8 protein-coding genes are annotated in these 13,639 nt (G+C 33.6%); 3 read left to right on the top strand and 5 right to left on the bottom strand.

What is annotated here, in order from left to right; all coding sequences use genetic code 11:
• Positions 1–60 precede the first annotated feature (60 nt).
• The 5 genes from B4H69_RS16275 to B4H69_RS16255 all read right to left on the bottom strand — a co-directional run bounded on the left by B4H69_RS16275 (position 61) and on the right by B4H69_RS16255 (position 7,808).
• Positions 61–1,914: a glycoside hydrolase family 13 protein gene (locus B4H69_RS16275; RefSeq protein WP_180905801.1), complete on the bottom strand. Its 1,854-nt coding sequence runs from the start codon at positions 1,912–1,914 to the stop codon at positions 61–63.
• Positions 1,915–2,292: 378 nt separating this feature from the next.
• The gene (locus B4H69_RS16270) at positions 2,293–4,590 is read right to left on the bottom strand and encodes a glycoside hydrolase family 65 protein (RefSeq protein ID WP_180905800.1); all 2,298 of its coding nucleotides are present in this window, start codon (positions 4,588–4,590) and stop codon (positions 2,293–2,295) included.
• 27 nt (positions 4,591–4,617) lie between these two features.
• Complete coding sequence (gene pgmB / locus B4H69_RS16265; RefSeq protein WP_180905799.1) at positions 4,618–5,274, bottom strand: beta-phosphoglucomutase; 657 nt, start codon at positions 5,272–5,274, stop codon at positions 4,618–4,620.
• Between the two features lie 5 nt (positions 5,275–5,279).
• Positions 5,280–6,626, bottom strand: coding sequence for an MFS transporter (locus tag B4H69_RS16260; protein ID WP_180905798.1), 1,347 nt, complete (start codon positions 6,624–6,626; stop codon positions 5,280–5,282).
• Between the two features lie 162 nt (positions 6,627–6,788).
• On the bottom strand, positions 6,789–7,808 hold the full coding sequence (locus tag B4H69_RS16255; protein WP_291094907.1) for a LacI family DNA-binding transcriptional regulator: 1,020 nt from the start codon (positions 7,806–7,808) through the stop codon (positions 6,789–6,791).
• A gap of 224 nt (positions 7,809–8,032) precedes the next feature.
• Here B4H69_RS16255 and B4H69_RS16250 point away from each other — a divergent pair, with 224 nt between their 5' ends.
• The 3 genes from B4H69_RS16250 to B4H69_RS16240 are packed head-to-tail and all read left to right on the top strand — an operon-like array spanning position 8,033 to position 13,639.
• Positions 8,033–10,948, top strand: a complete 2,916-nt coding sequence (locus B4H69_RS16250; protein ID WP_291094905.1) for a SusC/RagA family TonB-linked outer membrane protein — start codon at positions 8,033–8,035, stop codon at positions 10,946–10,948.
• A 10-nt stretch (positions 10,949–10,958) separates the two neighbouring features.
• The gene (locus B4H69_RS16245) at positions 10,959–12,575 is read left to right on the top strand and encodes a RagB/SusD family nutrient uptake outer membrane protein (protein WP_291094903.1); all 1,617 of its coding nucleotides are present in this window, start codon (positions 10,959–10,961) and stop codon (positions 12,573–12,575) included.
• Positions 12,575–13,639: a SusE domain-containing protein gene (locus tag B4H69_RS16240; protein WP_280049883.1), complete on the top strand. Its 1,065-nt coding sequence runs from the start codon at positions 12,575–12,577 to the stop codon at positions 13,637–13,639. Before B4H69_RS16245 ends, B4H69_RS16240 begins: the two co-directional genes overlap by 1 nt.

The raw sequence follows: 13,639 nt of genomic DNA, 5'->3' as shown, positions 1-13,639 counted from the left end.
TTTTCTCCATTACATTTCGAAAATTCACTCGAAGTGACGTGAAATTAGAACTTAAACGTACTACTTTCCAAGTTCAATAATCATCGAAGATTTACCATCAATTGTGATTTCTCCATTTATATTGATTGGTAAAAATTTGTCCGAAATAATATCTTTTCCAGAAGTAAATCCGTTTAATGATTCTGCAAAACGATCTAATTTGAACGTTTGTTTTTCTGGATTTGCATTCAAAATAACCATTACAGATTCGTTATCATTGTATCTGAAATACACATAAACATTACTCTGTGGCATGTAATGTTTTGTTTTCCCTGAATGAATAACTTCTTTATTTTTGCGCCAATTGAAAAGTTTTGCTGTAAAATCATGAAACGTTTTTTGCTCCGCAGTTCTTCCTTCATTTGTAAAAGCCGACTGTTTATCTGACTTCCAACCTCCAGGAAAATCTTGTCGAATTGCTGCATCACCTTTACTTTTATCTCCTCGCATTCCGATTTCAGAACCGTAATATACTTGCGGAATTCCACGGACAGTAGAGATTAATGACAAACCAAGTTTATAATCATTCACATCACCATTCATCACTTCATTCCAACGCTCTGTATCATGATTTTCCATAAACACAAACATATTGTTGACATTCGGATACAAGAAATCATTGGTAAATGAATTGTACAATTTAATCATTCCTTTGTCCCACGATTCCTCTTCCTTGATTGCTTTTGGCAATTCTGAAAACAATGGAAAATCCATTACCGAAGGTAAATACGAATTATAATTATCGATTTTAGCAATTTTAGAATCTTTTTGCCAATACGAAATATGTGCTGCCGAATACATCCAAGCCTCTCCAACTACATTGAAATTTGGATATTCTGTCGTAATTGCTTTTACCCATTTTGCCATTCCTTCTTTGTCATTATATGGATATGTATCGACACGCATTCCGCCTAATTCTGCATATTCTATCCACCAAATTGCATTTTGCGTCAGATAATTTAGCACCAACGGATTTGATTGATTCATATCTGGCATTGTATAATCAAACCAACCATTCAACGCTTCTTTTTTGTCTACTTCTGCCGCGTTTTTATCAAATTGGGTTGTTGTACGATAATTGGAACGACGGAAACCATCTTTTCCTCCAGGAAATTTGTGAATCCAATCTTGCGAAGGCAAATCTTGAATCATCCAATGCGAAATTCCCCAATGATTTGTCACATAATCTTGAATCAACATCATTCCACGTTGATTTAATTTCTGTGATAATTCGCGATAATCTTCATTGCTTCCGTAACGTCCATCAATCTTATACAAATCAGTTTGTGCATAACCGTGATAGGAATGTTGTTTTTCATTATCTTCATTAACAGGTGTTAACCAAACCGCTGTTGCGCCAAGATTTTGTAAATAATCTAAATTGTTAATAATTCCTCGCAAATCCCCACCATGACGGCCATCTGGGATAGAACGATTGGCTTTATCTGTTAACTCTTTCTTCGAATCATTGCTTTCATCACCATTCGCAAAACGATCTGGCATAATCAAATACACCATATCTTTTGACGTAAAAGATGAACGATTTGCAGAATTTGGTTGACGATCTTTTAACTCGTATGTATACGAATCAACAATTTTATTTTTGTTTTTGATGTTAATTTTGAATGATGATTTGTTTACTTCATTCGTATTAATCGTTACAAAAACATAATTTGGATTTTCAGTTTTCTGTAAATTTTGAATTTTTACATTATCCGATAATTCAATATTGTATTTACTAATATCTTTCCCATAAACCAAAATTTGAACTTCTGGATTTTTCATTCCTTTCCACCAAAACATTGGCTCAACTTTTTGGATTTGAGCAAACGCAAATGTTGATAGGAAAGATGATAATAATAGTATTTTTTTCATGTGTTTTGTTTTTTTTAGATTCCTCCATTCGTCGGAATGACATTTACTTTACTACATTAATGAAATTATCATTCTGATTTTATCAAAGAATCTTTTTAATTCTCTGCCGAGCTGAATTTGTTTCAGCTTCTCATTCTCTACTTCATGCGATCCTGAAATGAATTCAGGATAATTCTTTTATTCGTCATTTCGAGTGATTCTGATAAGAATTGTATCGAGAAATTAGACGAATATTCACATCTTACTTCTCGATACAAATTTTCTTCATTTTCATTTCAAAAATTCACTCGAAGTGACGTGAAATTATAACTTAAAACTTTCTACTTTAAATAAAAATACCCTGAAAACCGAAGCCTTCAAGGTATTAGATTCCCTTTATTAAATCGAAGGCTGAACAACTACTTTCTGGTCAAAAACATAAACCTCTAACGGTTCTGTTCCTTCCAATTCAAAAGTTGTTTCTCCTTTATTTACGATAACTTTTAGGATTTGATGACGGAAATTCACTTTGAATGTAAATCCTTCCCATTGTTCTGGTAAACGTGGCTCAAAATACAATTGATCGTTTTTCACACGCATTCCTCCAAATCCTTCTACAATCGACATCCAAGTTCCTGCCATAGATGTGATGTGTAATCCTTCGTGAACTTCTTTGTTATAATCGTCTAAATCCAAACGAGAAGTTCTCAAATAAAATGTATACGCTTGTTCCATTCTCCCCAACGTTGCCGCTTGAATAGAGTGAACACAAGGCGATAAAGATGATTCGTGAACCGTTAATGGTTCGTAGAAATCAAAATGTTTTTCTAATTGTTCTTTCGAAAATTGATCTTCAAAATAATAGAACGATTGTAAAACATCTGCTTGTTTGATGTAAGCCGAACGTAAAATTCTGTCCCACGACCATTTTTGGTTAATTGGACGTTCTTCTTTTGATAATTCAGAAACAGGTGTTAAATCTTTATCCAAGAAACCATCTTGCTGTAAATAAATTCCTAATTCTTCGCTGAAAGGAAAATAAATATTCGCCGCAACTTCTTTCATCTCTGCTAATTCTGCATCAGTAATATTTGTTTTAGCTGCAATACGTGCAAAATCTTCTGGATAATTTGTTTTGACATTTTCAACTTGTTCCAACAAATAATTCATACACCATTGTGCACAATAATTAGAATGGAAATTGTTGTTGACGTTATTTTCGTATTCGTTAGGTCCCGTAACACCTAACATCACGTATTGTTTTTTGTCGTTTGACCAGTTTACACGCTGTTTCCAAAAACGCGCAATTCCTAATAAAACCTCTAAACCAGCTTCTGGAATGTAGGTTTGATCTCCCGTAAAACGAACATAGTTGTAAATCGCAAAAGCAATCGCTCCATTACGGTGAATTTCCTCGAATGTAATTTCCCACTCGTTGTGGCATTCTTCACCATTCATCGTAACCATCGGATACAAAGCTGCACCTTTATTGAAACCTAATTTTTCTCCATTTTCAATTGCTTTATCCAATTGATTAAAACGGTACATTAACAAGTTTCGCGCAACTTCTTGATTTTTTGTTACCATATAAAATGGCAAACAATATGCTTCTGTATCCCAATATGTAGAACCTCCGTATTTCTCTCCTGTAAAACCTTTTGGACCGATATTCAAACGAGCATCTTTTCCTGAATACGTTTGATTTAATTGAAAAATATTAAAACGAATACCTTGTTGCGCTTTCGTATCACCTTCTATCGTGATATCAGCCATTTCCCAAATCTTTGCCCAAGCTTCTTTTTGGTTTATTAACAATTGTTCATAACCTTGTTCATTTGCTTGAGACAATACATTTTCGGCAGCGTTAATTAATTCATTTTTAGGATGATTTGTCGAAACTACATAACCTCCAAATTTCTCAATTGTTGTTGTATCATTCGCTTTTACCTCAACTTCGTATGTAAATTCTACTTTCGTTTCAGTATTAACAGCATTTGTTGGCGCGATTTGTTGATAACTTCCATTTACTAAGATTTTATTCTGCATAAATGTTACCACTTCAAAATGAGTTTTGAACGTACGCGCTTGAACGAAACCTTGCTCACCTTTAATTTCAGAAGAAATTGGTTCCCAGAAAATCTCTTCCCAATTCGCATCTTCATTCTTTACAGCTGCATCAACATAAGGTTTAAAGACAATTTTTGCATCACCATTGATTGGTTTAATATCATATTTAATTGCTCCTAATTCATCTAAATCAGCAGAAAGAAAACGTCGAACAAAAACCTCAATTTCTAATCCGGAAGGTAAAATTGCCATAAATGAACGATCCAATAAACCTTCTTTCATGTTCAATTCGCGACGGAAATTTTTAACTTCTTTACAAGTGTTTAAATCAAATTTTTCACCGTTAATTTCGATGTCAATTCCAATCCAAACTGGCGCATTTAATACTTTTGCAAAATACTCTGGATAACCGTTTTTCCACCATCCCACTTTTGTTTTGTCAGGATAATAAACACCGGCAATATAGCTTCCTTGAAATGTATCGCCCGAATAAAATTCTTCGAAATTAGCACGTTGTCCCATTGCTCCATTTCCGATAGAAAATAAACTTTCAGACGATTTTACACGATCTTTTTCAAACCCTTCTTCGATAATTGACCACGCATTCGGGATGATATAATCTTGATTCATTTTGTTTGTTGTATGTAGTTTGTATAATTATTGATTGATTAATTCGACCAAGAAATCTGTTGAGATTTCAGTAAAATTATTAAAGTTGTATTTTGCTTCATTCAAAACCGAAGATTCTCCAATTCCGATGCTTGTCATTCCTGCAACATTTGCTGCTTCAATTCCTGCAACAGAATCTTCAAATACAATTGAATTTTCATTCGTTTGATTCGCTTTTTTCGCTCCAACGATAAAAACTTCTGGATCTGGTTTTGCATTAGAAACATCGTTTCCGTCCACGATATCATCGAAATAATTTAGAATATTAACTTTCTCCAAAATTGGACGCGCATTTTTAGAAGCCGATCCCAAAATGATTGGTTGATTGTTTTCTTTTAGAAAGTTTAAAACTTTCATAACGCCTGGTAAAATTTCAGAATCATCCATCTTATCGATGTATTCTAAATATTCTTTGTTCTTCTGAACTAACCATTCGTTTTTCTGCTCATCAGAAGCTTCAACATTTCCCAATCCAAGAATAATTTCTAATGATCGCACACGAGAAACACCTTTCAACAATTCGTTGTGTTCGTGCGTAAAATCGATGTTTAGATTATTCGCTAATTTTTTCCATGCTAAATAATGGTACTTTGCAGTGTCGACGATGACACCATCTAAATCAAAAATAAATGCTTTAGTTTTCAAAATGATTATGCTTTGATTGGTTCATCCACATCTTTTACGCGCGTTACAAAAAGTGCTGCAATAATTAGCGCAACACCACTGGTAACAATGGCGTAGATTGGATTATCGTGATATAAATATTTTACAATTGGACCGCCTAACAATGCGTTGACGATTTGAGGCATACAAATGAAGAAATTGAAAATTCCCATGTAAACACCCATTTTTTTCGCTGGAATTGCTCCCGCTAAAATTGCATAAGGCATCGATAAGATACTTGCCCAAGCGATTCCTACTCCGACCATGGAAAGGATTAATAATTTTGGATCGTGAATAAAATAGATTGAAATTAATCCTAATCCTCCACAAACTAATGAAATTGCGTGTGTCGTTTTTCGACCAAATTTTAGTGCGATTGCAGGTAAAAAGAAAGCGAAAATTGCAGAAATACCGTTGTAAACTCCGAAGATAATTCCAACCCAGTCTCCTGCTTTTTGATATGTTTCTGAATGTGTATCACTCAATGGTAAACCATAAACATGATGAGCAATAGCTGGCGTAGCGAATACCCACATACCGAATAATGCAAACCAAGTAAAAAACTGAACTAAACCTAATTGTTTCATCGTTTTTGGCATATTTCCAAAATCGGTAAAAATCTGTGTTAAGCTTGCTTTTTCTTCAACAATTGGTTCTCTACCTTCTGCTTTTTCGAAAGCGTCTAATTCTTCTGGCGAATATTCTTTTGTTGTAAAAATGGTAATTAAAACGGTTACAATAATTGCAATTGCTCCAATAATGAATGATAAAATTAAGTGAAACGGAACTTCTCCTTCCGCTGCAACACTTGAAACACCAAACCAGTTGCTCAAAATATAAGGTAACCACGAACCCACAACAGCTCCTAAACCAATAATTACAGTTTGAATTGAATATCCTAATGTACGTTGATCCGAAGGCAACATATCTGCTACAAATGCACGCATCGGTTCCATGGCAATATTGAATGAAGCATCCATTATCATCAAGAATCCAGCACCCATCCATAATGCAGGCATCAATGCCGTAAATGCACCTGCTTGTGGCATTAAGATTAATCCGAAAGAAGCCAATAAAGCTCCTACTAAAAAGTATGGTTTTCTTCGTCCAAACTTAGACCAAGTATTATCTGAATAATGACCAATAATAGGCTGAACAATCAATCCCATTAACGGTGCAACAATCCAAAACCAAGACAATTCGTGCACGTCGGCACCAAATGAACTTAGAATACGGCTCGCATTTGCGTTTTGCAAGGCGAAACCCATTTGAACTCCTAGATATCCGAAACTTAAATTCCAGATTTCAAGAAATCCTAATCTACGCTTTCCCATTATCGTAATTTTTTTATGTATTTTACGATAAGCGTTTTAAGCTTATCAAAACTATATTTTTGTAATTTGAGAAGTAAAAATATGTTTTGATTTGTTTACAATGTTAAAACTTTTTTTTGGGATTATTGCAACTGTAACAATTATTTAACCAAAAAAAAATTACTAAATCGTTGTAGTTTCTCGGTGTAATAATTCAGTTCCGACAACTTCGGTAATGTAATGTTCGTGCTCGTTTTCTGACTCTAATTTTTGAATCAATAAACGCGCTGCAATCTCACCCATTTTGAATGCATTTTGTTTAACTGTAGAAATGCTTGGAATTGAGTTCTTGGAAATTACACCATCTGTAAAAGCAATTAAATGTAACTCTTCTGGTACTTTGATTCCTTTTTTCAAGGCAGCTCTCAACACTTTTACAGCATATAATTCGTTTACTGCCATTACAGCGTCAAATTTATTTTTTTCGAAAAATTCATCAATCATAGTGTCCAACTGACTCTCGTCTTCTACACGCAAAATCAAGTTTTCGTCAACTTCAATTCCATTCGCTTCTAACGTTCTTTTATACCCTTCGGTTCTTAAGCGTCCGACACTTATATAATCTGGCGTCGTAATAAAGCCGATTTTCTTGCGTCCTTTACTTATAAAATATTGAATTGCTTCTTGTGTCGCAAGTACATCATCAATAATCACTTTATCGGTATAAACCTCACGCGTTACACGATCGAACATCACAACTGGCATTCCTTGGTTGATAATTTCTTTGATGTGATGATAATCTTTTTTGGCTTGAGTTTCTTTCGAAAGAGAAATTACAAATCCATCTATACTACCCGCCGCAAGCATTTCCATATTAATCACTTCGCGTTCGTACGACTCATTTGACAAACAAATTAATACATTATAACCATATTGATTGGCTAAATTTTCGATACCACTAATTACCATCGCGAAAAAATCGTGAACGATTTCGGGAATAATTACGGCAATAGTTTTCGTTTTGCGATTCTTTAGACTTAATGCAATATTATTCGGTTTGTAGTTGTATAATTTTGCAAATGCCTGAATCTTTTGTTTCGTTACAGCACTAATCTCTTCGCTATTTTTCAACGCCTTAGAAACCGTTGATATCGAAACATCTAACTCTTTTGCAATCTGTTTTAATGTCAAATTCTTTTTCATAATCTTCTTTCTACCTTAACCATCAATCTTATTCTACTAATTTCCGTCTTTTTTATTAAAAATTAACATGCTATAACAATTAATTTAATTATTTATTAACACGAAAACGTTTTCGTTTAACTAGTTAGTGTATTACATACACAATCAATCAATTAAACAACTTATATTTGGTAATGAGAAGTAAAAATATAAATTAATAATTAACGAAACAAAACAAAAAATATATGAGGATTTTAAAACAATCTCTTCTAGCATTAGTTTTATCAAGCCCTGCTATTTTATCTGCACAAACTGCGATAAAAGGAACAGTACAAGATAGCGCTAATAACACGGTTTTAGCTGGTGCAGATGTTTCGAACATTACAACAGGAGAATCGACAGTTTCTGATGAAAAAGGAAATTTTACATTAGAAGCGAACGATGGTGATATAATTGTTATCAGTTTTTTTGGTTATGACGATCAAGAAATAACTTTTGCAGGACAAACGCAATTACAACTTCGTATGTCTAAAACAACAGAAAACTTAAAAGAAGTTGTTGTAATTGGATATGGAACAGCGAAAAAAGAAGATGTTACAGGTTCTGTAAATCAATTAAATTCAGAAGATTTCAATAAAGGATCAATCACTTCTGCGCAAGAATTAATGACTGGAAAAATCGCTGGAGTTGTGGTAACATCTGCTGGTGGTGCTCCTGGTGATGGACAAAATATTATCATTCGTGGTAATAGTTCGTTATCATTAAACTCTCAACCATTATATGTAGTAGACGGTGTTCCTTTATCTGAAGTAAATATTGGAGGTTCTCGAAATCCATTGGATTTCTTAAATCCTAACGACATCGAAACGATGACTATTTTGAAAGATGCTTCTGCAACTGCCATTTATGGTTCTCGAGCTGCGAATGGGGTTGTAATGGTTACAACTAAAAAAGGAAAAGGTAAAAAATTCCGTTTTAATTATAATTCAATTACATCAATTTATCAACCAGAAGGTTATATTGATGTAATGAATGCAGATCAATTCCGTGAATTGGTAAAATCTGTAGGAACAGCTGACGAAATTGCTCGTTTAGGTAACGCAAATACAGATTGGCAGAAAGAAATTTATAGAACAGCTGTAGGTTTTGATCACAACTTTAGTGCAACAGGAAATATTGGAGGTAAAATGCCTTCTCGTTTTTCTATTTCTAATACAGATCAGGATGGTATTTTGAAAGGAGATAACATCAATCGTACAACAGCTTCTATGAATTTAAGTCCATCTTTCTTAGATGATCACTTAAAATTTGAATTGAATGCTCGAGGTTCTTATATCGAAAATCAATTTGCAAACAGAGGTGCAATTGGAGCTGCTTTAGAGTATGATCCAACTCAACCAGTTTATTCTGGCGCACCATTTTTTGGTGGTTATCACACTTGGATGGATGGTAATGTTAAACATAATTTAGCTCCTACAAATCCTGTCGCATTATTAAATGAGCAAGACGATACATCAGAAGTTAGACGTTTTGTAGGTAATGCAAAGGTTGATTATAAGTTGCATTTTTTACCTTCTGTAACTGCTACAGTAAATGTTGGTTATGATATATCTAATGCAAACGGAAGAAATGTTGTTTCTCAGAACATGCCAAGCTCATCTTTAACATGGGATGGTTCTTATTACAGATATGATAATCAAAACTATAACAAATTATTTGATGCTTATTTAACTTTCAATAAAGACTTCGGTTTACATAATTTGAATGTTGTTGCAGGTTATGGATATCAATACTTCAATACATATTCTCATACATACGACAGTGAATTATTTGAGCAAGGATTAGATTATGAATTCATAGATAGAGATCATTTCACTTTATTATCATATTTCGGACGTTTTAATTACAACTACGATAACCGTTACATTTTAACGGGTACTTTACGTGCAGATGCTTCTTCTAAATTCATCAAAGACAATCAATGGGGTTATTTCCCTTCAGTTGCACTTGCTTGGAACATTTCTAATGAAGATTTCCTAAAAGGATCTTCTACAGTAAATGACTTGAAATTACGCGCTGGTTTTGGACAAGTTGGTAATGTAAATGGATTAGGAAGCTTTTTATACATGACACGTTACAATGTTTCACAATCTACAGCATATTACCAGTTTGGTAGTACTTTTTATCAAACCTATAGACCATCTACTGTAAGTAAAGATTTAAAATGGGAAATTGCAGAAACAATTAATTTAGGTATTGATTATTCTTTATTCAAAAATAAAGTTTATGGTTCTGTAGATCTTTATCAAAAGAAAACAAAAGATTTAATTGCTAATGTTTACATCGATCCTTTTACCAATTTCGGTAATATGATGAACAAAAACATTGGAGATATGGAGAACAAAGGTATTGAGTTTAACATCAATGCTGATCTTGTAAAATCAAATGATATAGATTTCACACTAGGTTATAATATTGCTTTTAACGACAACAAAATTACCAATCTTTCTAATGATAATTATGTTGGTGGAATTGACGGTGGTACAGGTAATAATATACAAATCCATAGAGAAGGTTATGCTCCATACAGTTTCTATGTTTACAAACAAATTTACGATGTTAACGGTAAACCTATCGAAGGTGCTTACGAAGATTTGAATGGTGATGGTATCATCAACGACAAAGATCGTTACATACATAAAAACCCATACGCAGATGTTACCATGGGATTCAATTTGTTTTTCCGTTACAAAAATCTAGATTTATCTGCTAGCGCTCGAGCAAACTTAGGTAACTATGCTTATAACAATGTTGCTTCTGCAAAAGGTTATAGTAGAAAAGCGACTGGTAATGGACAAAATTATTTATCTAATGTTCATACTGATTTTTACAATGCAGGATTCGTAGAAATTACAGATTCAAACTTAATGAGTGATTATTACGTACAAGACGCATCATTCTTCCGTATAGATAATATAACTGTCGGATATAATCTAAATCAAGCGATTAAAGGATTAGATGTACGTTTATACGGTGCGGTACAAAACGTAGCTGTATTTACAAATTATGATGGGTTAGATCCTGAAATGTTTGGCGGTATTGATAATAATTTCTATCCAAGACCTAGAACATTTGTATTCGGTTTAAATGTTAAATTCTAATCAAAAAGTCATGAAAAAAATAAAAATATCAAAATATATAATTGCAGCGGCATTAGCTTTCTCTATAACATCTTGTCACGATGATTTAGATTTAATGCCAAACGATCCAGACATCATCACAGAAAATGATGTATTTGCTGATGCCACACAAGCTAAATTTGCTTTAGCAAAAGTTTATGCAACATTAGCACTTACAGGTCAAAAAGGACCTTCTGATGATCCTGATATTTCTGGTGTAGACGAAGGTGCTTCACAATTTACAAGATCTTTATTTACATTAAATGTTATTACAACAGATGAGTCTTTAGTTGGCTGGGGTGATGCTGGTTTACCAAACATGCATGCGCTAAGTTGGGGATCTAATAACAGTTTCATAGAAGGGATGTATTACCGTTTAGCTCAAACTGTATCTTTTTCAAACTCATTCATCACCAATGCTACTCCACTAGCAGAAAATAATGAAGAGGTAAGTCAATTCATTGCAGAAGCTCGATTTATTCGTGCCTATGCATATTATAATCTAATGGATCTTTTTGCTAATGTTCCTTTAGTAACTGAAATTAACAACACTTTACCTACACAAAGTAATCGTCAAGAGATTTTTAATTTTGTAGAATCAGAACTTATTGACATACAAAATACGCTTGCAAATCCTAGAAGTAATGAATACGGACGTGTAGATAAAGTTGCAGCTTACGCATTACTTTCTCGTTTGTATCTAAATGCAGAGTCTTGGATAGACGTAGCTAAATATTCAGAATCTATCACCTATTCTAACTTAGCAATCGAATCAGGATACTCGTTAAACACCACGGATGCCAATGAAAATGGAACTGCGTATGACGAATTATTTTTAGCTGATAACGATACTAATGGTGCTCAAAACGAAGGTATTTTTGTATTAAATTTTGACGGAAATAATTCTAGAACTTATGGTGGTTCTACTTATTTGGTAAAAGCTGCTATCGGTGGTTCTATGCAACCAGCAGATTATGGTGTAAATGGTGGTTGGGGAGGTCCTCGTACTACAAGCGCTTTGGTTGAGAAATTTCAGTCATCACAAAATGATTCTAATGGTAATCCTATAGCTTGGACAGATAAACGTGCTATGTTTTATACAGATGGTCAAACATATGATATTGCAGAAGTTAGTAGATTTAGTGATGGTTATGCCGTAACAAAATTTAAAAATAAAAAATCTAATGGGAATAATGGTAATGACTCAACAGGTGAATTTGTAGATACCGATGTTCCTGTAATAAGACTTGCAGAAATTTATCTAAATTATGCAGAAGCAGTTCTTCGCGGTGGTGGGGGCGATCGTGCTACAGCTCTTAATTACATTAACGCATTGCGTACAAGAGCTTATGGTAACACTTCTGGTAACATCACAAACGCACAATTAAACCTAGATTTTATTTTAGATGAACGTGCGCGCGAATTGTATTGGGAAGGAACAAGAAGAACAGATTTAATCCGTTTCAATAAATTTACAACAGGTTACAACTGGCCATTTAAAGGAGGTGTAGCTAACGGGACTTCTGTTTCTGACATTAGAAAACTTTTCCCAATTCCTATCAATATCATTGCAATTAATCCGAATTTAACTCAAAATCCTGGTTACTAATGAAAAATTTTTTAAAATATATCTCAATTGCTTTAATTGGTAGTATTGCCATTACAAGCTGTTCAGAAGATGATGATTTACTAACTGTAAATCCATCAGATTATCAAGCGCCAGAATTGGTAACACCAAACGATAATGCGCAATTTATTTTAACAGAGGAGCATCAAGATTCAATTATTACTTTCTCTTGGAACAAAGCAGAATATGGACTTGATGTTGTCCCAAAATATTCTTTAGAATTTACAACAAAAGACGATAGTAACTTTGCTAATGCAACAGTTCTAATAGGTAATTCTACAACAACAGAGTTTCAAATATCATTTAAAGACTTTAATAATAAAGTAATTGATCTTGGTGTTGAACCAAATGTGGAGCAAGATTATATTTATCGTGTAAAATCAGAATTAGGTACACAACAATCTCAACCACTAGTTTCTGCTGTAAAAACAATCACAATCACAGCATATCCTACAGATTTATCTACGAATTGGGGTGTTGTAGGTTCTATTACGAATTGGGCAGATAATCAAGATATTCCTTTCTGGAAAAGTGAAGAAACTAATGTTTTAGTTGCTTATATTAATGTTGAAGAAGCTAACGCAGAAATTAAATTCAGACAAAACGGATCTTGGGATGTAAACTTTGGAAGTAACAACCCAACAACTGCATCTGACGGAACAGTATCTGGAAGTTTAGACGCTGGTGGAAATAATATTAAAATTCCAAATATCGGAAGATATAAAGTAACTTTTAATCAAAGTGATTCAACTTTCAAAATAGAAGCTTTCACTTGGGGAGTTATTGGTGATGCAACACCGCTTGGTTGGGATGCTGACACTGCTCTAAATTACGATGGCACAATAGATTCTTGGATAGCTACTATAGAATTAAAAGTTGGTGAATTTAAATTCAGACAAAATAAATCTTGGGATGTAAACTATGGTGATTCTGGAACTCCTGGAGTTTTAAAATCAGGTGGCGACAACATCAAAGTTACTGAAGCTGGGACTTACATTGTAACAGCAAACTTCAGTAAAGAAACTTATTCTTTTGTAAAACAATAA

This window comes from Empedobacter sp. UBA6745 (assembly GCF_002453775.1).
GTDB lineage: Bacteria > Bacteroidota > Bacteroidia > Flavobacteriales > Weeksellaceae > Empedobacter > Empedobacter falsenii_C.
This window is presented reverse-complemented; position numbering and strand designations above follow the sequence as displayed.

Bases quoted from the DNA above. Each gene is read 5' to 3' on its own strand.
- B4H69_RS16275 (WP_180905801.1), bottom strand. From the start codon at position 1,914: ATGAAAAAAATACTATTATTATCATCTTTCCTATCAACATTTGCGTTT.
- B4H69_RS16270 (WP_180905800.1), bottom strand. From the start codon at position 4,590: ATGAATCAAGATTATATCATCCCGAATGCGTGGTCAATTATCGAAGAA.
- B4H69_RS16260 (WP_180905798.1), bottom strand. From the start codon at position 6,626: ATGGGAAAGCGTAGATTAGGATTTCTTGAAATCTGGAATTTAAGTTTC.
- B4H69_RS16255 (WP_291094907.1), bottom strand. From the start codon at position 7,808: ATGAAAAAGAATTTGACATTAAAACAGATTGCAAAAGAGTTAGATGTT.
- B4H69_RS16250 (WP_291094905.1), top strand. From the start codon at position 8,033: ATGAGGATTTTAAAACAATCTCTTCTAGCATTAGTTTTATCAAGCCCT.
- B4H69_RS16245 (WP_291094903.1), top strand. From the start codon at position 10,959: ATGAAAAAAATAAAAATATCAAAATATATAATTGCAGCGGCATTAGCT.
- B4H69_RS16240 (WP_280049883.1), top strand. From the start codon at position 12,575: ATGAAAAATTTTTTAAAATATATCTCAATTGCTTTAATTGGTAGTATT.